Origin of the sequence: Polycyclovorans algicola TG408, from assembly GCF_000711245.1 — a bacterium.
GTDB lineage: Bacteria > Pseudomonadota > Gammaproteobacteria > Nevskiales > Nevskiaceae > Polycyclovorans > Polycyclovorans algicola.
The window spans coordinates 3385953-3406508 of sequence record NZ_JOMH01000001.1 but is presented as its reverse complement, the minus strand read 5'-3'; the positions used below and the strand labels follow the sequence as shown (position 1 = coordinate 3406508).

19 protein-coding genes are annotated in these 20556 nt (G+C 63.7%); 6 read left to right on the top strand and 13 right to left on the bottom strand.

Annotated features, from left to right (window positions below; genetic code table 11):
* Positions 1–26 precede the first annotated feature (26 nt).
* The 3 genes from U741_RS0116220 to U741_RS0116210 form a co-directional block, all read right to left on the bottom strand.
* Positions 27–347 carry a 2Fe-2S iron-sulfur cluster-binding protein gene (locus U741_RS0116220; protein WP_029891494.1) on the bottom strand — a complete coding sequence of 107 codons (321 nt, stop codon included), beginning with the start codon at positions 345–347 and terminating at the stop codon, positions 27–29.
* A 296-nt stretch (positions 348–643) separates the two neighbouring features.
* The gene (locus U741_RS0116215) at positions 644–1801 is read right to left on the bottom strand and encodes an acyl-CoA desaturase (RefSeq protein ID WP_029891493.1); all 1158 of its coding nucleotides are present in this window, start codon (positions 1799–1801) and stop codon (positions 644–646) included.
* A gap of 93 nt (positions 1802–1894) precedes the next feature.
* Positions 1895–2755, bottom strand: coding sequence for a TIGR04283 family arsenosugar biosynthesis glycosyltransferase (locus U741_RS0116210; protein WP_052378919.1), 861 nt, complete (start codon positions 2753–2755; stop codon positions 1895–1897).
* Positions 2756–2880: 125 nt separating this feature from the next.
* On the opposite strand from U741_RS0116210, the gene U741_RS0116205 reads away from it, so the two are divergent.
* Positions 2881–4356 carry a RimK family ATP-grasp domain-containing protein gene (locus U741_RS0116205; protein WP_235200562.1) on the top strand — a complete coding sequence of 492 codons (1476 nt, stop codon included), beginning with the start codon at positions 2881–2883 and terminating at the stop codon, positions 4354–4356.
* Positions 4353–4808: a GNAT family N-acetyltransferase gene (locus tag U741_RS0116200; protein WP_029891490.1), complete on the top strand. Its 456-nt coding sequence runs from the start codon at positions 4353–4355 to the stop codon at positions 4806–4808. The genes U741_RS0116205 and U741_RS0116200 overlap by 4 nt, the downstream gene beginning before the upstream one ends.
* Before the next feature lie 6 nt (positions 4809–4814).
* Here the strand turns inward: U741_RS0116200 and U741_RS0116195 are convergent, their stop codons facing one another.
* Both U741_RS0116195 and U741_RS0116190 read right to left on the bottom strand, forming a co-directional pair.
* Positions 4815–5906 (bottom strand): IS630 family transposase, encoded by a 1092-nt coding sequence (locus U741_RS0116195; protein ID WP_029889557.1) that lies wholly within the window; start codon positions 5904–5906, stop codon positions 4815–4817.
* Positions 5907–6144: 238 nt separating this feature from the next.
* A complete protein-coding gene (locus tag U741_RS0116190) occupies positions 6145–7425 on the bottom strand; it encodes a DEAD/DEAH box helicase (RefSeq protein WP_029891489.1) in 1281 nt (426 codons plus the stop codon).
* A 274-nt stretch (positions 7426–7699) separates the two neighbouring features.
* On the opposite strand from U741_RS0116190, the gene trxA reads away from it, so the two are divergent.
* Both trxA and rho read left to right on the top strand, forming a co-directional pair.
* Positions 7700–8035, top strand: coding sequence for a thioredoxin TrxA (gene trxA, locus U741_RS0116185; RefSeq protein WP_029891488.1), 336 nt, complete (start codon positions 7700–7702; stop codon positions 8033–8035).
* A 16-nt stretch (positions 8036–8051) separates the two neighbouring features.
* Complete coding sequence (rho, locus tag U741_RS0116180; RefSeq protein ID WP_436240155.1) at positions 8052–9500, top strand: transcription termination factor Rho; 1449 nt, start codon at positions 8052–8054, stop codon at positions 9498–9500.
* Positions 9501–9621: 121 nt separating this feature from the next.
* Here rho and U741_RS0116175 read toward each other — a convergent pair whose 3' ends face one another.
* The 6 genes from U741_RS0116175 to rnt form a co-directional block, all read right to left on the bottom strand.
* On the bottom strand, positions 9622–10032 hold the full coding sequence (locus U741_RS0116175; protein WP_029891486.1) for a hypothetical protein: 411 nt from the start codon (positions 10030–10032) through the stop codon (positions 9622–9624).
* 3 nt (positions 10033–10035) lie between these two features.
* On the bottom strand, positions 10036–11016 hold the full coding sequence (gene lipA / locus U741_RS0116170) for a lipoyl synthase (RefSeq protein ID WP_029891485.1): 981 nt from the start codon (positions 11014–11016) through the stop codon (positions 10036–10038).
* Between the two features lie 31 nt (positions 11017–11047).
* Entirely contained in the window at positions 11048–11881 is an 834-nt protein-coding gene (locus U741_RS0116165; protein ID WP_052378918.1) for a lysophospholipid acyltransferase family protein, read from the bottom strand.
* A 2-nt stretch (positions 11882–11883) separates the two neighbouring features.
* On the bottom strand, positions 11884–12675 hold the full coding sequence (locus U741_RS0116160; RefSeq protein WP_029891483.1) for a GNAT family N-acetyltransferase: 792 nt from the start codon (positions 12673–12675) through the stop codon (positions 11884–11886).
* A gap of 102 nt (positions 12676–12777) precedes the next feature.
* Positions 12778–13914: an L-dopachrome tautomerase-related protein gene (locus U741_RS0116155; RefSeq protein WP_029891482.1), complete on the bottom strand. Its 1137-nt coding sequence runs from the start codon at positions 13912–13914 to the stop codon at positions 12778–12780.
* A gap of 5 nt (positions 13915–13919) precedes the next feature.
* Positions 13920–14585 (bottom strand): ribonuclease T, encoded by a 666-nt coding sequence (gene rnt / locus U741_RS0116150; protein WP_084154961.1) that lies wholly within the window; start codon positions 14583–14585, stop codon positions 13920–13922.
* Between the two features lie 69 nt (positions 14586–14654).
* Here rnt and U741_RS0116145 point away from each other — a divergent pair, with 69 nt between their 5' ends.
* Positions 14655–15869: an argininosuccinate synthase gene (locus U741_RS0116145; protein ID WP_029891480.1), complete on the top strand. Its 1215-nt coding sequence runs from the start codon at positions 14655–14657 to the stop codon at positions 15867–15869.
* Between the two features lie 824 nt (positions 15870–16693).
* On the opposite strand, the gene U741_RS0116140 is transcribed toward U741_RS0116145, so the two are convergent.
* Positions 16694–17881, bottom strand: coding sequence for an iron-containing alcohol dehydrogenase (locus tag U741_RS0116140; RefSeq protein WP_029891479.1), 1188 nt, complete (start codon positions 17879–17881; stop codon positions 16694–16696).
* A 24-nt stretch (positions 17882–17905) separates the two neighbouring features.
* On the bottom strand, positions 17906–18427 hold the full coding sequence (locus U741_RS0116135; protein WP_029891478.1) for a hypothetical protein: 522 nt from the start codon (positions 18425–18427) through the stop codon (positions 17906–17908).
* Positions 18428–18621: 194 nt separating this feature from the next.
* Here U741_RS0116135 and U741_RS0116130 point away from each other — a divergent pair, with 194 nt between their 5' ends.
* Positions 18622–20514 carry an ATP-binding cassette domain-containing protein gene (locus U741_RS0116130; protein WP_029891477.1) on the top strand — a complete coding sequence of 631 codons (1893 nt, stop codon included), beginning with the start codon at positions 18622–18624 and terminating at the stop codon, positions 20512–20514.
* Positions 20515–20556 lie beyond the last annotated feature (42 nt).

Below are 20556 nucleotides of genomic sequence, written 5' to 3'. Positions count from 1 at the left end.
TTTTTCTACCATGCGGCGTTGGCGGCTCACGCGCCGTCAAGCACCAAGTGCACCACGAGGCCATCAATTGCGTCGCTGACGTTCAATTGGCAGCACAGTCGGCTGTTGGGGTTCACCTCCACCGACCCCTCCAACATCAGCGTTTCGTCCTCGCTGGGCGCGGGCAGTCGATCCAACCACGCCGAATCAATATGGGCGTGACAGGTCGCGCAGCTGCAGCAACCGCCGCAGTCGCCAAAGATGCCCGGCACCAGGTTGTCGACCGCAATCTGCATCACCGATTGGCCTGGCGCCGCGTCGACGATGTGGGTTGTCCCGTCGGGCTCAGTGAAGGTGATTTTGGGCATGGCCAATGTGGGTGCAGATTTGATGGTGGGCGGCGCAGCCTAGCGTCTCTGGGCCGGGATCGTCTGTTTGGCGCGTGGCGCAAATTGTTTCGGGAACAGGATCAACCTTAATTTTACGATTGATGCGGCACCCGTTGCGCCTGTCATCAACGCCGAGCGCGTCAAGTGATGGGTGCAAGCTAATGGGCGTGAGCCTCGCATCAACAGTAATGCCCTCCACTTAACCGAAGACCGGCTGTCAGCCGGCATAAAAAACCCCGGCACCAGGCCGGGGTCGTTGTCTGGCCTGTCGAGGCTCAGGCGGCTTGCAGGTGCAGTAGCCGAACGCGGGCACTCTGTTGCCGCAGATTGGTTTCCAGCGTGCGCAGTCGCTTGCGCATGTCGCTGTTTTCCCACTGATCGGCGAGTTGTTGTTTGGCCGCGTCAAAACGCTCGGACTGTAGCTGCGTCCATTCGGCCAGGGTATGGCTGAAATGCTGCCATTCCTGTTCCAGCAGGCCGTGCAGGCGCGCCAGCCGTGGATCGGTTTCCCGCCCCGCATGGCTGATGCGCTCGCGGGCGATCTCGAACTGACGTTGCAGGATCGCGCGTTGGATCACGAAGTTCGGCACACGCTTGAGGTCGCTCGCCAACCCGACCCAGCTTGATGCGGCGATCAGCCATTTTGTGGGATCGAAATGCCACCAGCGGATGCCGTTGCGATAGTCCCACTGAAAAAGATGGTGATAGTTGTGATAACCCTCGCCGTAGGTGACCAGGGCGAGAACGTCGTTGTCGCGCGCGGTGTTGGCGCTGGTGTACGGCTGGCGGCCCCAGTAGTGGGCCAGCGAGTTGATGAAGAACGTCACGTGTTGGCTGATCACCAAGCGCATCACACCCGCAAGCAGCAGGCTGCCCCACAGGTCGCCATTGATCCAGCCGAGCAGGGCCGGCAGACCAAAATTCATGCCCAGCGCCAGCGCCAGATAATGGCGATGCTGAAACATGACGATAGGGTCGTCCTTGAGGTCGCGCGCGTTTTTGTAGTCGAGTTCGCTGGACGGGTAATTCCGCAGCATCCAGCCCATGTGTGAGAACCATAGACCGCGTTTGGCCGAGTACGGATCGTGATCCTCGTCGTCGACATGCTTGTGGTGGATACGGTGCATCGACGCCCAGATGAGGATGCTGTTTTGCAGTGCCATGGCACCGAACAGCATCAGCGGAATCTTCATCAGGGGGTGTGCTTCGTAGGCGCGATGGGCCCACAGACGATGGTAGCCGGCGGTGATCGACAAGCCCGTGGCGCCAAGCAGCAGCACGAAGCTGATGACCTCGAACGTGTCGAAGCCCACGGTGATCAGGTACCACGGGAAGAGGGTCACGGCCGGGACGGTCGTGAGCACAAACATGATCACCGCTGGCCAGTTGAGCGCAGCGCGCTCAAAACTGCGCGTGGAGGGGGTCTGTGGCATCTGAACCTGCTGAAAACAAGAAAGAATCGTGAGAATACCAGTTCGCCGAGACACCACCATGACGAGGCGATGGGCGGGTAGGGCCAAGCTGACCTATCGGTTGCGCCAGTGCCGTACCACAAGGGGCAATTGCCAAGCGTTCTGTATTGCATAGCGGAGCAGCCTTGGCCAACGCCTCGGCGCCCGACATGTGCGTCTGACCAGCAGCCACGCAAAGGGTTTCACCGACCGTGCCTGCGCGTTCCTTTGCGGAGGGTAGAGCGCCCGACTGGTGTCAAAGAAGTCGTCGTCGCCCATCGCGTGGGCGGCCATCATGAGGCCCATCAACGCGTAGCGCTGGCTGGCACCCTCGGCGACGAAGCGCCGTGTCGAGGTGTGCAGCGCATCCGGCAGCAGGCGCCAGCGGGCCCGGGCGAACACGGCCTCGGACAGATGCACGTCTTCGAAGTAGGGGCGGGCCTCTCGGTAACCACCCAGTGCGTCAAAATCGTCGCGGTGAATCAGCAGCCCCTGGTCACCATGAATGGTGCCGGGGCGACCGCTACGGGTCTTGGCTTCCATGAACGCAAAAAGCCGCCGGTGGGCCGCTGGTGCATCGATAAAGCGCAACGGAAAGTGCCCCGCGATGCCGCGCCCCCCGGCCGTTTGCCACGCCTGCAGCGCGCGGGCCAGTTGGTCGGGGCGGCTGAGGCGCGAGTCTGCATGGAGGAAAAGCCGCATCGAGGGCTGCGCCCGGGCGTGGGCGCGGTTCATCTGCGCGCCGCGGCCGGGCGCTCCGCTCACCACCTGCGCCCCGGCGGAACGGGCAAGACTGACGGTGGCGTCGTCCGAGCCGCCGTCACTGATCCAGACCTCCAGGGTCACGCCGGTCTGCCTGCGCAGGTCCTCCAGCAGCGCTGGCAGGGTCAGCGCTTCATTAAGGGTCGGAATGATGACCGCGAGAAGGGGTGTCATGGCGTCGAAATGCTGCGGCGTTCCAAGCGCTGCGTGATAGCATTTTCACCCTTTTTATCGCGCAGGTTTGACGTCCCCATGCCGCCCCTGGTTGCCCGCCCGTCCGGACCCGTGACCAATGGGGAGTGCACCCAGTCATGATGGGCGTGGTGGTGGTCGATCGACTGACCGACTGGCCGATCAAAGTGCCGGGCGTCGAGGTCGTGACCGGCTGGACCTACCTCAATGACGAGGCGTTCGTAAAGCCGCGCCGTGCGCGGGTTTACAACCTGTGTCGCTCGTTTTCATACCAGAGCATTGGCTATTACGTGTCACTGCTGGCCAGTGCGCGTGGCCACGCAGCGCTGCCGGATGTCACCACCATCCAAGACCTGAAGCTGGCCGACAGCCCGCGCATCATCAATGACGAAGTTGACGACCTGATCAATCAATCGCTGGCGCGGCTGGGTTCGGAGCATTACTCGCTCAACATCTACTTTTCGCGGTGCATGGCCAAACGCCACGAGCGTTTGGCGCGGGCGCTGTTCAACCTGTTTCCCGCGCCGTTGCTGCAGGTCGATTTTCTCTGGCGCGACAACCGTTGGCGCGTTGATGGCGTGGCCGCGTTGGCGCTCGGCGAGGTGCCGGAGGGGCACCACGAATTTCTGCTTGAAGCGGCGTCGGATTATTTTTTGCGCAAGCGCGCGCCGCGGATCAAGCGCGAGTCGGCGCGCTATGACATCGCCATTCTGGTTAACCCCAACGAAGCCGAGCCGCCCTCCAACGCGCAGGCACTGAAGCGCTTCGAGAAGGCGGCGGTCGATCTGGGCTTTGACGTGGAGTTTCTCGACAAGGGCGACTATGGCCACGTGGCGGAGTTCGACGCCCTGTTCATCCGCGAAACCACGGCGGTGAACCACCACACCTACCGATTTGCCCGCCGCGCAGCACGCGAGGGGTTGGTGGTGCTCGACGATCCGCTGTCGATTTTGCGCGCGGCCAACAAGGTCTTTCTCGCCCAGGTGATGACCCGGCAGCGTATTCCGCAACCTGAAACGTTGATCGTCCATCGCGGCAACGTCAGTCAAATTGCCCGTGATCTGGGCTTTCCGTGCGTGCTCAAGCAGCCGGACTCTCAGTTCTCGAAAGGTGTGATCAAGGTCGAGAGCGAGGCCGAACTCAAGCGCCAAACACGCGCCATGCTCGAACGCTCGGACCTGATCATCGCCCAGCGTTTCACACCGACCGAGTACGACTGGCGCATCGGCGTGCTCGACGGCGTGGCCATCTATGCCTGCCGCTACTTCATGGCCAAGGACCATTGGCAGATCATTCGCCGCGACGCCGCCGGCGAAAAAGATGAAGGTGCCCACGAGACCCTCGCCGTCGAAGATGTGCCGGCCAACGTGTTGAGCATCGCCATCCAGGCGGCGAAGACGGTCGGGCAGGGGCTCTACGGGGTCGATCTGAAACAGTTCGGCAACGCGGTGACGGTGATCGAGGTCAACGACAACCCCAACATCGACTTTGGCATCGAAGATTTGGTGCTCAAGGACGCGCTGTACCAGCGGGTGATGGGCTACTTCATCAAGCGGCTTGAAGCGCGCACGCGCAGCGGATGAGCGTGACTTCGACCTGTCGGCCCGCGACCGACCGTGATCTGCCAGCGCTGCTGGACATGGAGGCGTTGTTCCCGGGTGACCGCATGACGCGCCGCAGTTGGCGTGCGCTGCTGCGCAACCCGCGTGCACGGGTCTGGGTGATCGACAACGATGCCGGCATGGTCTGCGCCAACCTCGTGTGCCTGAGCCGCTGCGACACGCATTGGTGGCGTGTTTATTCGGTGGTGGTGCACCCCGAAGCGCGCGGTCGCGGCCTTGCGCGGCGTCTCATACAAGCGGTCATGAACGCCGCAACGGTGGCCGACGCTGCCGGGCTGCGCCTCGAAGTGCGCGACGACAACGTCGCGGCGCGCGCCCTGTACGCGACATTGGGATTCGAGCTTCGAGGTCTGCGACCGGGCTACTACGACGACGGCGCGACCGCCGTGCAGCTGCAGTGGCGGGCGGTCTAGTGTCCTTTAACAAAAGTTCACTTTATTATTGATTCGATCAGAGAGGCGGGCGATAGCCGAGATGATTTCATCGGCGGATTTGCGCCATACGAAGGGTTTGGGGTCCTGGTTGTAGGTTTTGAGGTAGTGGCGGATGGATCGCTCAAGGTCGTTGGTACTGGTGTGGGCGTTACGTTTGATCCACCGCTGTGACAACAGCGAGAAAAAGCGTTCTACCAGATTGAGCCAGGAAGCTGAGGTCGGGGTGAAGTGCAGGTGATAGCGCGGTCTGGCGGCAAACCAAGCGCGGACCGCTTCGGTTTTGTGCGTGCCGTAATTGTCGAGAATGAGATGAATATCGAGGTGCTTGGGCACCTCACGATCCAGTGCGCGCAGGAACGCCAGGAACTCCGCACTGCGATGCCGCCGGTGCAAGCGACCAATGACTTCGCCGGTGGCGATATCCAGCGCTGCGAACAAGGTCGTCGTGCCGTGTCGCACATAGTCGTGGGTCGTGGTTTCGGCAGACCCGAAACGCAACGGCAAGCCAGGTTGGGTACGGTTCAGGGCTTGAATCTGGCTTTTTTCATCAACGCACAACACCAAGGCACGATCTGGCGGATTCAGATACAGACCGACGATGTCGTGCACTTTGTCAACAAAGTGCGGATCGGTCGACAACTTGAAGGTTTCCAGCCGGTGCGGCTTGAGCCCAAAGGCGCGCCAGATGCGGCTGACTGCCATGGCATTGAGGGCAGTCTCTTCGGCCATCAAAGTCGTCGACCAGTGCGTCGCCTTGGCTGGACGGCTATGCAAAGTCTTCTCAATGACTTCCGACACTTTGTCGTCGTTAATCGTGCGCGGTCGACCCGTGCGCGGCGCATCGCTCAATCCCGCGATCCGGTACTGCTCAAAACGCCGCCGCCACTTCGACACGGTTTGCGTCGTCACCCCGCAGCGCTGTCCCACTTCGCGGCCCGACAATCCAAGGCTGCACCCCAGAATGATCTGCGCACGCTGCTTGTCCGCCGACGGCGTCTTGCGACGACGAGCCCACTGCTCCAACTCCGATTGCTCGGTGGGTGTCAGCTCCAGCCCAATGGGTTTGCGTCCCGTCATCTCCGCATCCTCCCTCAAGTCAGGGAAGATGGACAACGGTCACTCATAATCGTTCTATGAACTTTTGTTAAAGGACACTAGTGCAGCGCTTCCAACAATTCATTCGTTCTGGCGGCGCGCTTGAGCACATCTCTTCGTTGCTCATCGTCGCGATAGTGCCCACTATCACTCCTCCTCGCGCCTCAATCTGCACTCAATCACACTCGCCAGCTCCTAACGCTTTGTCAGAAGCGCTGCACTAGCGGCGTCCGCTGTGGCGGCGCCCGCCGCCTCCACCTCCACCGCCGCGGCGACCCCCATCGCGACTTGGCGGGCGTGGCGGGCGCGGCGGGCGTATCAGGTCAGTGGCCAACCAGACTTCGTTGAGCGATTCGGTGGGAATGCGCTGCTCGATGTAGCTCTCGATCGCCGGCAGGCCATAGACCCAGCTCTCGCAGCAGAACGACAACGCGTCCCCGCTTTGCCCGGCGCGCGCGGTGCGGCCAATGCGGTGGACGTAGTCGGCGGCGTCCTGCGGCAGGTCGAAGTTGATGACATGCGACACGTCAGGAATGTGCAGGCCACGCGCGGCGACATCGGTCGCGACCAGAATCGGCAGCTCACCGGCTTTGAAGGCCTCCAGCAGTTTGATGCGCTTGGTCTGCGCGACGTCACCTGACAGGATTGCCGCGTTGAAGCCGTTGGCAATCAGCGTGCGCTCAATCTCTTCACCGGCGCGCTTGGTGTTGACGAATACCATTGTGCGATTCGGCTCGTGGACGCGCAGCCAGCCGACCAGCAGCGGCAACTTTTCGTCGTTGGCGACGTGAATCAGCTTTTGCTGTACCCGGTCGGCAGTGACTTGCTCAGAGACAATTTCGACGCGCTCGGGGTTGTTCATGTGCTCGTAGGCGAGCTCGAGCACGCGCTGGCTCAGCGTCGCCGAGAACAGGTAATTTCGGCGCAACTCCGGCTTGGGCATGCGCCGCAGCAGATAGCGAATGTCGTCGATGAAGCCGAGGTCGAACATGCGGTCGGCCTCGTCGAGCACCAGCACTTCGATTTCCTTGAGCGTGAACACGCCCTGCTTGAAGAAGTCGATGATGCGGCCGGGCGTGCCGATCAACAGGTCCACGCCCTCGGTCAGTTCCTGCCGCTGGCTGTCGTACCCGGCGCCGCCGTAGCAGACGGTGATTTTCACGCCGGTATTGACGCTCAGTCCGGCGGCATCCTTCTGAATCTGGATGGCCAATTCACGGGTCGGCGCCAGCGCAATGGCGCGCGGCGAAGTCCCGTCAGTGCTGTCGCTGCGCGGCTTGCTCATCAAGTGATTCAGGGTTGCCAGCAGAAATGCCGCCGACTTGCCGGTGCCAGTCTGCGCCTGCCCCGCCAAGTCTTCACCCCGCAATGCACGCGGCAGGGTTTCAGCCTGAATCGGCGTGCAATGGGTGAAGCCCAGTTGGGCGATGCTGCTCAGCAGCGTGGGGTGCAGCGGGAGTGCGTCGAAACGCAGATCGGACAGATGGTCAGGTTGTGTCATGCCGGCAGCCGGTAAAAAGTCATTGATCTGATATGACCGGCTTGCATCTGGCGCGCAGTTGGGCTCAAATAAAGCCATCAACTCGGCACCCGCGTGGCTTCTCAGCGAAAGCCAAGAATCATAAAACGCGGCAATCCGGACTCGGTTAATAACCCGTTACTCTACACCCTCAGGCGCCTCACGGCCGGGTTCCAGTGATGTGCTCTCCCCTTACTCAAGCCTCTCAACGCGCCGTGTTTGGCGTGCCCCAGCACTGAATCAAAGGAAACCTGCCATGAGCGAAAATGTCAGCGCGGTAACCGATGCCAGCTTCGAAAGCGAAGTCCTGAAATCAGACGTCCCGGTGCTGGTCGACTTCTGGGCCGAATGGTGTGGTCCCTGCCGCATGGTGGGTCCCATCGTCGACCAGGTGGCCGCCGAACAGGCTGGCAAGCTCAAGGTCGTCAAGCTCAACGTCGACGAAAATCCCGAAACACCCAACAAATTTGCCATTCGTGGCATTCCCACCCTTCTACTTTTCAAGGACGGCAAAGTCGCCGCCACGCAGGTTGGAGCCGTTGCCAAGGCCCAGCTGACTGGTTTCGTGACCCCGCATCTCAACGTTGGCTAATCAACCGCCTCCCCGCATGAAGCAGCGCCGTCGCCACCCGCGCGGTCGCAAAAACCCCAACGGTAACGGGGGCTCACCCGGCAACGTCGCAGACGTCGACGTCGCCAACTTGCCGGAGGACATCGAGGAAGAAGAGGTCGAGTTCGTCCCTCTCGATGCCGATGGCAATCCGATTCCGGTCGCCGACCGCCCGCCGCCCAAAGTCATTCGCGCGCTTGACCTGCGGCAGATGACTGCCGCCGGCCTGCTGGCGCTGGCCGAGAAAGAGGGGCTGGAAGGCATCGCCCGGGCGCGCAAGCAGGACCTGATCGTGCAAATCCTGCGCGCTGCGGCCCGTCGCGGCGAGCACATTTATGCCGAGGGCGTGCTCGAACTGATGCAGGATGGCTACGGCTTTCTGCGCGGTCCCGACGCGTCTTACGCGGCCGGCCCCGACGATGTCTACCTGTCGCCAACGCAGATTCGCCGTTTCGGCCTGCGCACCGGCGATTCGATTGCCGGCCGCGTGCGCCAGCCCAAGGAAAACGAAAAGTACTTCGCGCTGTTCAAGATCGACACGATCAATTTCGAGCTGCCCGAGGTCTCACGTCGCAAGGTCAACTTCGAAAACCTGACGCCGCTGTTCGCCACCGAGCAGTTCAAGCTCGAGCGCGGCAATGGCAGCACGGAAGACATCACCACCCGCATCGTCGATCTGGTCGCCCCCATCGGCAAAGGCCAGCGCGGCCTGATCGTCAGCCCGCCCAAGGCCGGCAAGACGATGCTCATGCAGAACGTGGCGCAGTCGATTGCCGCCAACTATCCGGACGTGTACCTCATCATTCTGCTGGTCGATGAACGTCCGGAAGAAGTCACCGACATGCAGCGCACGGTGCGCGCCGAGGTCATTTCATCGACCTTTGACGAGCCCGCCACGCGTCACGTGCAGGTGGCCGAGATGGTCATCGAAAAGGCCAAGCGCCTGGTCGAGCACAAGCGCGATGTGGTGATCATGCTCGACTCCATCACCCGCCTGGCGCGGGCCTACAACACCGTGCAGCCCAGCTCCGGCAAGGTGCTGACCGGTGGTGTCGATGCCAACGCCCTGCAGAAGCCCAAGCGCTTTTTCGGCGCGGCCCGCAACATCGAAGAGGGCGGCAGCCTCACCATCATCGCCACCGCGCTGGTCGAAACCGGCTCGAAAATGGACGAAGTGATCTACGAGGAGTTCAAGGGCACCGGCAACATGGAATTGCACCTTGAGCGCCGCATCGCAGAAAAGCGTGTGTTTCCCGCCATCAACATCAACCGCTCCGGCACCCGCCGCGAAGAGTTGATGCTGGATCCGGGCGACCTGAACAAGATGTGGATCCTGCGCAAGATCATCCACGACATGGATGAAATCGGCGCCATGGAAATGCTCATCGACCGCATCAAAGTCAACAAGACCAACGCGCAATTCTTTGACGCGATGAAGCGGAACTAGTCGCCCGACTCACCCGTCGTGGGTGCTGATTGGATGGAGTATTTCGCCCGGTCGTCACCGCCCACAAAAAAAGCCCGATTATTGATCGGGCTTTTTTGTGGGCGGATGCTCTGGTCAGGGCTTACTGGTTGTCCGGCCCGTCGTCGCCATCGTCAAACTGCGCTTCCAGCTGTGCGGTGATGCGCGCCACCTGCTCCAGGTAGCCTTTCAGTATCCGCTCGCCCAGGCCTTCTTCGACGAGCCGGTGTTCGACGGCGTTGCGCAGCGCGTCGGCGTCGAAATGGTCGTGCTCGGGATCGGTGATCTCGTCCAACTCACCGAGCTGGCGCTGCCAGAGTTCGGCGATGGTCAGCACGATGAGCTGGCCCTGATCGTCCGGGTCGCGCTCGACCGAGATGAAATCGAAGCGGTGCGAATGGCCGTCCCAGGTCAGCCACTGCGCTTCGCCACTGTCCAACCAGGTGAGCACGGCCTCGGCGTAGACCGCGGCGAACTTGCGGACTTGGGACTCTTCGATCTGAACGTCGTTCATGGGTCAGGCGGCCGGCTTGAGCACACCGTCGGCCTGTTGGTCGGCGTGGTAGCTGGAGCGCACCATCGGGCCGCTCGCCACATGCGAGAAGCCCATCGCCTCACCCACGTAACGCAGCCGGTTGAACTCGTCGGGGTGCACGAAACGGGCGACCGGCAGGTGATGCTTGCTCGGCTGCAGGTACTGACCCAGGGTCAGCATGTCGACGCCGTGGTCGCGCAGATCGCGCATCACCTGTTCGATCTCGGCAATCTCTTCGCCGAGCCCCAGCATCAGCCCCGACTTGGTCGGCACGCGGGGGTGCAGGCCCTTGAAGCGCTCGAGCAGGTCGAGGCTCCAGTCGTAGTCGGAGCCCGGACGCGCCTGCTTGTACAGACGCGGCACGGTTTCCAGGTTGTGGTTGAACACGTCGGGCGGGGTGTCGTTGAAGATGGTCAGCGCCGGATCCATGCGGCCGCGGAAGTCAGGTACCAGCACTTCAATGGTGAGCGCAGGGTTGAGCGCCCGCGACTCGCGGATGCAGGCGGCAAAGTGCGCGGCGCCGCCATCGAGCAGGTCGTCGCGGTCGACGCTGGTGATAACCACGTAGCGCAGCTTCATGTCGCGGATGGTCTGCGCCAGCTTCACCGGCTCGTCGACATCGAGCGCATTGGGGCGACCATGGGCCACATCGCAGAACGGGCAGCGTCGGGTGCAGATGGCGCCCATGATCATGAACGTGGCGGTGCCCTTGCTGAAACACTCGCCGAGGTTGGGGCAGCCGGCTTCTTCGCAGACCGTGTGCAGCGCGTTGTCGCGCAGCGCCGACTTGACCCGTTGCACCTCGGCGGCGTTGCCCAGCGAGGCGCGAATCCATGCCGGCTTGCGGGGCGCCTGGACGGTGGGTTCGATCTTGATCGGGATCCGCGCCATCTTTTCGGCGCCGCGGAGCTTTTCGCCGGCAATCAGTGGCGCCGGGCGGGTGGGGGTCGTGGCCTGCGACATGAAGCGACATCCGTTGAAGCGGAGCACAAGTTTACGCCAGCCGTTGCGCCTGGCGCCGAACCACCTGCGTTTCAGACGCATCGGACCACTTCGAGATTCGGCGGGGCCGTCGAGTGCTGGGCGTCAGTCCCAAGGTGCGCTCGATGGACTGCTGCGCGCTGCGCGCAAGGTCCTCACGGACGCCCGGGCTGCCCGGCGGCAGCGGAGGGCAGTAATGCAAGGCTGCCGTCAGTGACGGCACCGCCAACAGACGGCGCAGGTGGCTGAGCAGGTCGTCATCGCCGACGAATGGCGCGGGATGTTGGCCGTCGGCCGTCGCGCCATAGTGCAGTGCAACCGGTTGAACGACCGCGCCACTTTCCACTGCCGCAGCAAACAGCCGTGGGTGGAAGGGCAGGACCTGACGCCCGTCGGAGGTCGTGCCCTCGGGGAAGATCACCACCACGCCCCCGCTTTGCAGGTGCGGCACCAGGCGTTCCACCAGCGGCGCGGACGCGCCCTTGCCGCGCCGAATGTAAAACGTCCCCAGCGCATTCGCCAACGCGCCGGCGATGGGCCAGTCGCGAATCTCCGACTTGGCCACGAAGCGTGTCGGTTCGGCAGCCAGCAGAACAAAAATATCCAGCCATGACACGTGGTTGGCGACAATGACCCGGCCGCCCTCTGCAGCTTGGCCGTGGCAGGTCAGGCGAATGTTCAGAATCGTCAGCAGGCGTTGTGCCCACCACTGACCCAGCCGGGTCGGGTCGAGCCGGGCGGTCGGGTCGAGCTTGACCGCACCCGCCAGCAGCACGCCGCAGACGGTGTGGATCAGCAGTTGCAGGACACGCAGGCTGCGTCTTGCCCAGTTGAGGCGGGGCGGCACGCTCAGAGGATGGCCGGCAGCGTCGTGCTGCGGCGCTCGTCACGGCCGAGAAAGTGGCGGGCGTAGCGCGGGTTCAATTCCGACACATCAAGCAGCATGAACACGTCGGCGCAATTGAAGTCCTGATCCCAGTAAGGCTCGCCGCAGGCCTTGGCCCCGAGCGACACATAAGCCTTGAGCAGCGGCGGCAAACGTGGCTTGTCAACCGGGCGGGCGTCGGCCAGCGGCAGCATCTGGAAGGGCCGCACATGTTGGCGCTCGGGCGCCATGTACTTACCGCGAATCTGTTCGAGGATGGCGTGGGCGCTGCCGCCGCCGTCTTCGAGGCCGATGCTGGCACAGCCAAACAGATAGTCGTAATGATGGTCGATGACGTACGCCGCAATGCCCTGCCACAGGGTGGCGATGGCGGCGCCGCTGCGGAAGTCGGCATGCACGCAGGTGCGGCCGATTTCCATCACCCTGCCGGGCAGGCTGTCAATCATGGCCAGGTCGAATTCGCCAGCCGAGTAGAAGCCGCCCGCGCGTTCTGCCTGCTCGCTGGTCAGCAGACGGGTGCAGGCGATCAGTTGGCCGGTCTCGTTGTCGTGAACGGTGAGGTGCTGGCAGTAGGCATCGAAATGATCGATGTCGAGGCCATCACCGTCGATCTGGGCGCCGAGTTCACCGGCGAAGATCTGGTAGCGCAGCGCCTGGGTGGCGCGAACGGCGTCGGCGGTTTCAGCAAACCCCAGCCGGAAACGCGGGGCTGCAGGCTCGACGTTCGGGCGCGGCAGTTCGATCAGTTGCGTCATCGCGGTACCTCTGGTCAACAAGGACAGCGGCACTGTATTTCTGCGCCGTTGTGGCTTTGTGACGCTTGCGAGACGGTTTGATGACAGCGTGGACGGCAACCCTCAGGGCAGTGCGGCGCGGATGCGGTAGACCGGGTAAGGCCCGGTCCCGCTGACCTGCAAGGGCAGGCGGCCAGCGGTGCGGTCGATGGCCTTGTCGCTCCAGTACAGATGGCCGTCGGCGGAGAGTTCCAGGGCGCCGGGCCAGCCCAGCGCGCCCTCGACCCAGCTTTCGCGCTGACCCCGGACGTTCAGACGAACGATTTTTTGCGAGATCGGCGCAGCGGTTACCCAGTCGCCGCCGGGCAGGGCGACCAGGCCTTCACTGAACGGTTTGTCAGGGCTGACGTCGACCCGCCGCGACAGTTGCTCGGCGGTCAGAGCGGTGTTGCGCAGGTCGCTGAGCATCACCCGGGCGAGGCCGGTCTGGCTGGGCACGGCCCAACTGAGCCAGCGCTCGTCCGCAGAGATGGCCAGCGCATCGACCCCGGGCCTGACGCTGATCAAACCGAACAGCTCCATACGCCGCCGACCGACCCTTGGGGTATAACGCTCGGGTACGACGCTGACATCGCGCTCCAGCAGACGCCGCGCCTCGCGTCGCTGACTGTCGTAAATCACCAGTGCCGGCTGGCGGGCAACGTAGCTGGCATCGGCCATCACCACGGTGCGACCGTCGCGGGTCACAGCAAGGTCGCTGAGGTAACTGCCACGGGGTGCCAGCGCCCGCGGCAACTCGAAATCGTGCACCCGCGCGCCATTGGACAGATTGAAAGCCACCAGTCGCGCCGGATACAGGCCGTGCTCGCCGTGGTCCAGCACCCACAGCCGCGACTCGGCATCGAGCGCCAGGGCCGACACGGTGTGCAGCGCGTCGCCTTCGACCCGCTTGTCGAGCGGCGGGTAGGGCTGGGCGCTGCCGTCCACCCATTCGACCAGTGGTTGGACGCGGGTGCCGCGGACGTGCAGGCCGAAAAACAGCCGTCCGCTGGGCGCCGCGGCAATGGCGAGCACCGGGGTCGGCAACTGCGCGACGCGCTCGGCGGCGTCCAGCGCCAGGCGCGCGGGCGGCAGATGCGGTTCGGGGAAGCGTGCGCCGCCACCATAAATCACCTTGATGGCGGTGATGACGATCAGGCTGATCACGAAAAACCCGGTCGCGATACGAACCATCACCATGCGCACGCGGGGCGAGGCCATCGGGCTTACGCGTCGGGCGTCACGGCGGCGGCCGCAATGCGCGCTTTGGCAGCCTCGTAAAGCGGCTGCTGCGCATTGACCAGTTGGCAGAACAGCGCCGCCGTCTGCTCGGCGTCATAGATCGCGCTGTGTGCCTCATTGGTGTCGTAACTGAGATCGGCGGCCACCAGCGCACGGCCCAGCACCGTCTGTCCCAGCGCGGCACCGGCAAGTGTGACCGTGTCGAACACCGAGAACGGATGGAACGGATTGCGCTTGTAGCCGGTGCGCGCCACGGCGGCATTGATGAAGCCGAGATCAAAGTGGGCGTTGTGGCCGACCAGAATGGCGCGCTTGCAGCCGTTCTCGCTCACTGCACGGCGGATCGGGCGAAAGATTTTCTCCAGCGCCTCGCGCTCGTCAAGCGCCAGTCGCAGCGGGTTGTCAACCTTGATGCCGTTGAACTCGATGGCCGTCTTCTCGATGTTGGCGCCGTCAAACGGCGTCACGGCGGCAAACAGGGTTTCCCTGGGGGCGAGGTGACCGTGGGCATCGACCCCGAGAATGACGGCGGCCACCTCAAGGAGGGCGTCGGTCTGGCTGTTGAAGCCGCCGGTCTCGACATCAACGACGACGGGCAGGAAACCGCGGAAGCGGTGACCGATTTTGGGCTTGGGTTCTGGAGTCTCCATGTCGGAGCAGTGTAGCGGCAGCCTTATACTGTGCGCCCCTTTTTCTCGTCTGAAGGCAATTGATCTGCCATGGCATCTCCCATCAAGAAAGTCGCGCTGGCCTACTCCGGCGGCCTCGACACCTCGGTCATCCTCAAGTGGCTGCAGGACACCTACCACTGCGAGGTGGTGACCTTCACCGCCGACATCGGTCAGGGGGAAGAGCTCGATCACGTGCGGCCCAAGGCCGAACAGTTCGGCGTGAAAGAGATTTTCATTGACGACCTGCGCGAAGAATTCGTGCGCGATTTCGTCTTCCCGATGTTCCGCGCCAACGCCATCTACGAAGGCGAGTATCTGCTCGGCACCTCCATCGCCCGGCCGCTGATCACCAAACGCCTGGTCGAGATTGCCCGCCAGACCGGCTGCCAGGCCATCGCCCACGGCGCCACCGGCAAGGGCAACGACCAGGTGCGCTTCGAACTGGGCGCCTATGCCCTGTGGCCCGAGGCGCAGGTGATTGCGCCGTGGCGCGAGTGGGACCTCAACTCCCGCGAGAAGCTGCTGGCCTACGCCGCCGATGCCGGCATTCCCATCGCCAAGAAGAAGGACGGCAGCTCGCCGTACTCGATGGACGCCAACGCGCTGCATATTTCCTATGAGGGCGGCGGCCTCGAAGACCCGTGGTGGACGCCGGACGACAGCATCTGGCGCTGGACCACCGACCCGGAACAAGCGCCCGAGCAGGGCGAAGAAATTGTCATCGGCTTCGAGCGCGGGGATGCCGTCTCAATCAATGGCCAGGCACTCAGCCCGTTCGAGGTGCTCGACACCCTCAATGCGCTCGGCGGCAAGCACGGCATCGGTCGACTCGACATCGTCGAAAACCGTTACGTGGGCATGAAGAGCCGTGGCTGCTACGAAACCCCGGGTGGCACCATTTTGCTGCGCGCGCACCGCGCCATCGAAAGCCTGTGCCTCGACCGCGAACAGGCGCATCTCAAGGACGAGCTGATGCCCAGGTACGCCAGCCTGATCTACAACGGCTACTGGTTTTCGCCCGAGCGCAGCATGCTCCAAGCCCTGATCGACGAGAGCCAGACCCGCGTCAACGGCGAGGTCAAGCTCAAGCTGTTCAAGGGCGGCGTCACCGTGCTGGGCCGACGCTCCGACGATTCGCTGTTTGATGCGCGCCTGTCGACGTTTGAGGATGATCGCGGGGCATACAACCAGAAGGATGCGGAGGGCTTCATTCGCCTGAACGCGCTCCGTTTGCGGACGGGCGCGAACCGCAACGCGCGGTGAGGGTTGGCGCGCCCAATCATCGCCCGCTGGCGACCACTCGCTGATCCGGACGATCCCGCTGCGCCGGCCCCTCGTCCGGGCTCGGGTCGGCCGCTTCGTTCGGCACAACGACCGACGGATGCGAGCGGGCGCGAACTGCGAGGCGCGATGCAGAGCCTGCCCAGGTCACTTAGGGTTTCAAAACCCTCACCGCTGAATTGATGGTGCAGTTGGCCGGGACTGCCCCCGGCGGGGCAGTTCCTTTTCTTGCACCAAGAAAAGGAACCAAAAGAAGGTGCCCCACTGCCGGGCCCCGCTAACGCGGGGTGCCCTGCGCTTCTCGCAGAGGCGGGGCCTCGCGGAACTCGCTTCGCTCAGACAACCGCGAGTCTGATCCCGCCCCTGCTGCGATGCTCGGCCCGGTCAGACGGGGGTTGAACAGCAAAAGCCAAAGCGTCACCGGCGCGCTGCTTTTGCTTTTGCCTTTGACGTTCTCCCCCTTTGTTTCGGCCGAGCATCGCAGCGGCAGGCGATCAAGGCTTGCGCTTGTCTGAGCGCAGCGAGTTTGCGCAAGCCCGCCTGACGCGAGAAGCGCAGGGGCCTTTGGGCTACAAGCCCAAAGCCGAAACACGGGGTGGCTCTTTTGCTTACTTTTCTAGCAGTAGAAAAGTAAGTGCCCCGCCTGGGGCAGTCCCGGCCACTGAGCCCTCAAAACAAGCGTTGAGACGTCTGAAACCAACCAGTGGGGCCATCAAGCGGCCGGGGTCGTTCATTAAACCCACAATCGCGGGCTTATCAAGACGGGCCGAGCGGGCGCCGAAACCGGCAAGCGCCGGCATCACTACTCACCCCCAAGCCTTCTCGAGTATCGCCTCAAGCTGCCCAAGATCCGCTTCCTTGGGGTTGAAAATAATCGACCCGTCATTGAGCGCCCGGTCGGCAATTTCGCCCAGTTGATCGCGCCTGACCTTGCCGGTCTCCTGCAGGGTGCGCGGCAATTGGGTCTTGGCGTGGAGTTGGTCACGCAGTCGGCGAATGAAGTCGATGGCGGCCTGCGCGCGTTGTGCCGGCGGGGTTTTGGCATAGACCTCGGCGCCTGCCAGTGGCAACAGCAGCTCGCCGATGCGCGCGCCGTTGACCGACTTGTTGAATTCCAGCGCGTAGGGCAGGTAGAGGCTCATGCACAGGCCGTGCGGCAGGTGGCAAACCGCACCAGTGGCGTGGCCCAGCGAATGCACCAGCCCGACCATGGCGTTCGAGAAGGCGATGCCGGCCATGGTGGAGGCCTGCGCCAGCTCCAGCCGCGCGTCGGCGTTCTTCGGCTCGTCGATGGCGGTGAGTAGGTTGTTGGCGATCTTCTGGATGGCGGCGGTGGCGTAGGCATCACTAATCGGGTTGGCGGCCAGACAGGTGTAGGCCTCGACCGCGTGGGTCATGGCGTCCATGCCGGTCATCGCGGTGATGTGGGCGGGCAGGGTCAGCGTCATCCGCGGGTCAAGAATGGTCGCGTTGGGCATCAGGTAGTACGACGCAAACGGCAGTTTGACTGAGCGCTCCGGGTCGCTGATGACCGCTGCCAGCGTCACCTCCGAGCCGGTCCCTGACGTGGTGGGAATCACGAACTGGGGCTTGAGCGGGTGCGGCAGGTTGTGCGCGCCGGCATAGACCTTCAGATCATCACCGCCTAGCGAGACGAGAATGTTCACCGCCTTGCTGGTGTCGATCACCGAACCACCGCCGATGGCGAGAATGGCATCGCAGTCGTGCTCGCGATACAGGGCGGCGGCGGCGCGGACGGTCGCCAGACTGGAGTCGGGCGGTACGTCGTCGAACACCGCTGCAACCTCGATGCCGCCGCTGTTCAGCGCGGCTTCCACCGGCGCCAACAGGCCTGCCTTGCGCACGCCCGCGTCGGTGAGCACCATCGGTCGCTTGGCACCCAGGGTGCTCAGCTCGAAGGGAATGTGTTCCAGCGCGCTGTGGCCGGCGATGATTTTGACCGGGCAGAAAAATTCGTAATACGACTTACTCATCGCAGTCTCCTCCAAGAGTGAAAATCAGCGGCCGAAGAAGCTGGCGGCAACCCGTGCGTAGATGCCGCCGGCGGTGCGCAGCTTTTGGGTCAGCGGCAGTGGGCGGTATTCCTTGACGGCGCGCCGGGCGACCAAGCCGGGCAGGATCAGCGCCTCCATACGGTTCAGGCAGCGCACTAGGCGAATCGAGTCCGAGATATCCCCGTCGGCCACCATGCGGTCATTGGCAAAGGCGCGCGCCGTCCCTTCCTGAAAGGTGAACACCAGGTAGGCGTGGCTGATGTGCTTGAAGCGGATCACCAGATCGGCCTCGGCATCGCTGAAGTCACCGCGCACAAATCGGTGGTCGTCGCTCACCGAGAGGGCAAAGCGCGGCCCGTCCGGAAACACGGTCATGACGATGCGGTAGCCGGGGGCAAAGCGCGCGACCTCGCGGCGGACTTCGTCGTCGTTGATGCTGGCGGCGCACAGCCCGCGGCTGATGACCGTCATCATCAACGCCACGTAAGCGCGCTGGGCTCTCAGCGAAACAGGGTGGGCGGTCATTGGGCGGCTCCGGCGGTGTTGCGGCGCAGTGTAGTGGGACGCAGGCGCGCGCCACACTGGCCGTCGCGACAGCCGGGGCGGTACCGTTCAGCCCACGCGGTGACCGCCCGGCGAAGGGCATGCCGTACCGCTGATGGACGAGGGGACGTCGCCGCCCATTACACTGCGCGCCCTTTCAAGTTGTGAGTGCGTGCATGTTGCTGGCGTTTCGTGAAGTGTCGCTGCGCCTCGGCAGCACGGTGTTGCTGGACGCGGCTGACCTGACCATAGAGCCGGGCGAGCGGATCTGCCTGATCGGCCGCAACGGCGCCGGCAAGTCGACCTTGATGCGCGTCGCCAGCGGTGAGGTCAAGCCCGAAGACGGCGAAGTGGTGCGCATGACCGGTCTGAAGATCGCGCGGCTGGAGCAGGACGTGCCGCGCGCCGAGGTGATCAGTGTTTACGACATGGTCGCCCAGGGGCTGGGTGACCTGGGCGCGGTGTTGGCCGAGTACCACCATCTGACCTTGGACCCGGACCCGGATCTGAAGCGTATGGGCCAGTTGCAGTCGCGGCTGGATGCCGAGAACGGCTGGTTGCTCGAGGCCCGCGTCACCAGCGTCGTCGAGCAGCTGGAACTGCCAGCCGATGCCAGCTTTGGCGCGCTGTCGGGCGGCATGAAGCGCCGCGTGCTGCTCGGTCGCGCGCTGGTCAGCGAGCCGGATCTGCTGATGCTCGATGAGCCGACCAACCACCTCGACATTCCCAGCATCCAGTGGCTCGAAGGCTTTCTGAAGCAGTTTGCCGGCGCGATTCTGTTCATCACGCACGATCGCGCCTTCTTGCGCGCCCTCGCGACGCGCATTCTCGAACTCGACCGCGGCGAGCTGACCAGCTGGCCGGGTGATTACGACAATTTTCTGCGCCGCAAGGCCGAACGGCTGCACGCCGAAGAGCAGGACCGGGCCCGCTTCGACAAGCGCATGGCCGAAGAAGAAGTGTGGATTCGCAAAGGGGTGCAGGCGCGCCGCACCCGAGACATGGGGCGCGTCAAGCGGCTGATGGAAATGCGTCAGCAGTTTGCCGCACGCCGCAACGCGACCGGCGTTGCCAAGATGAACATTCAGGAGGCGGACCGCAGCGGCAAGCTGGTGGCCGAGCTCACCGACGTCAGCTTCGGCTGGGACGGCGCAACGCTGATCCGCAACCTGACCACCAGCCTGATTCGCGGCGACAAGCTCGGCATCATCGGTGCCAACGGAGCCGGCAAGACGACCCTGCTGCACCTGCTGCTGGGCACCTTGGCACCCACTTCAGGTGCGGTGAAGCTGGGCACCAAACTCGAAATTGCTTACTTCGACCAGTTGCGTGCCCAACTCGACCCCAACTCCGCGGTCATCGACAACATCGCCGACGGCAAGGACTTCGTCGAGATGAATGGCAAGCAGCGCCACGTCATCAGCTACCTGCAGGATTTTCTGTTCACCCCGGACCGCGCCCGTTCGCCGGTGCGCGCGCTGTCGGGTGGTGAGCGTAACCGCCTGTTGCTGGCGCGGCTGTTCGCCCGTCCGGCCAACCTGCTGGTGCTCGACGAACCGACCAACGATCTCGACGTGGAAACCCTGGAGCTGCTCGAAGAGCGGGTCACCGATTTCGAGGGCACCGTGATTGTTGTCAGCCACGACCGTGAGTTTCTCGACCGCGTGGTCACCCGCTCGTTGGTGTTCGAGGCCGAGGGCCGTGTGGTCGATGTCGCCGGCGGTTATGCGGACTGGCAGCGCGAGCGTGGCGGCACGGCACGTTTGGTGCGTCCCGTCGCCGCCGCGCCAGCCACTGTGGTGGTCGTCAAGCCCGCCCCCGCTGCCGCCAAGCCCGCGGTGGCCAGTCTGAGCAGCGATGAGAAACGCGAGCTGGACCGGCTGCCGCGCCGCATCGAAAAGCTGGAAGCCGAGCAGCAGCAGTTCGGTGAGGCCATGAGCCGACCGGAGTTCTTCAGCCAGCCCGCCGACAAGATCGAGGCCGCGCAACGGCGACTCAAGGCCGTCGAAGCCGAATTGGCCGAGGCATACGGCCGCTGGGAGTCGCTGGAAGGCCGTCGCGGCGGCTGAGCGGCACCCGCTGCTCCCCGCTGGTCGGGCCACCGTGGCAGC

Coding starts and splice junctions, on each gene's coding strand:
- U741_RS0116220 (WP_029891494.1), bottom strand. CDS start 347: ATGCCCAAAATCACCTTCACTGAGCCCGACGGGACAACCCACATCGTC.
- U741_RS0116215 (WP_029891493.1), bottom strand. CDS start 1,801: ATGCCACAGACCCCCTCCACGCGCAGTTTTGAGCGCGCTGCGCTCAAC.
- U741_RS0116210 (WP_052378919.1), bottom strand. CDS start 2,755: ATGACACCCCTTCTCGCGGTCATCATTCCGACCCTTAATGAAGCGCTG.
- U741_RS0116200 (WP_029891490.1), top strand. CDS start 4,353: ATGAGCGTGACTTCGACCTGTCGGCCCGCGACCGACCGTGATCTGCCA.
- U741_RS0116195 (WP_029889557.1), bottom strand. CDS start 5,906: ATGACGGGACGCAAACCCATTGGGCTGGAGCTGACACCCACCGAGCAA.
- U741_RS0116190 (WP_029891489.1), bottom strand. CDS start 7,425: ATGACACAACCTGACCATCTGTCCGATCTGCGTTTCGACGCACTCCCG.
- trxA (WP_029891488.1), top strand. CDS start 7,700: ATGAGCGAAAATGTCAGCGCGGTAACCGATGCCAGCTTCGAAAGCGAA.
- rho (WP_436240155.1), top strand. CDS start 8,052: ATGAAGCAGCGCCGTCGCCACCCGCGCGGTCGCAAAAACCCCAACGGT.
- U741_RS0116175 (WP_029891486.1), bottom strand. CDS start 10,032: ATGAACGACGTTCAGATCGAAGAGTCCCAAGTCCGCAAGTTCGCCGCG.
- lipA (WP_029891485.1), bottom strand. CDS start 11,016: ATGTCGCAGGCCACGACCCCCACCCGCCCGGCGCCACTGATTGCCGGC.
- U741_RS0116160 (WP_029891483.1), bottom strand. CDS start 12,675: ATGACGCAACTGATCGAACTGCCGCGCCCGAACGTCGAGCCTGCAGCC.
- U741_RS0116155 (WP_029891482.1), bottom strand. CDS start 13,914: ATGGCCTCGCCCCGCGTGCGCATGGTGATGGTTCGTATCGCGACCGGG.
- rnt (WP_084154961.1), bottom strand. CDS start 14,585: ATGGAGACTCCAGAACCCAAGCCCAAAATCGGTCACCGCTTCCGCGGT.
- U741_RS0116145 (WP_029891480.1), top strand. CDS start 14,655: ATGGCATCTCCCATCAAGAAAGTCGCGCTGGCCTACTCCGGCGGCCTC.
- U741_RS0116140 (WP_029891479.1), bottom strand. CDS start 17,881: ATGAGTAAGTCGTATTACGAATTTTTCTGCCCGGTCAAAATCATCGCC.
- U741_RS0116135 (WP_029891478.1), bottom strand. CDS start 18,427: ATGACCGCCCACCCTGTTTCGCTGAGAGCCCAGCGCGCTTACGTGGCG.
- U741_RS0116130 (WP_029891477.1), top strand. CDS start 18,622: ATGTTGCTGGCGTTTCGTGAAGTGTCGCTGCGCCTCGGCAGCACGGTG.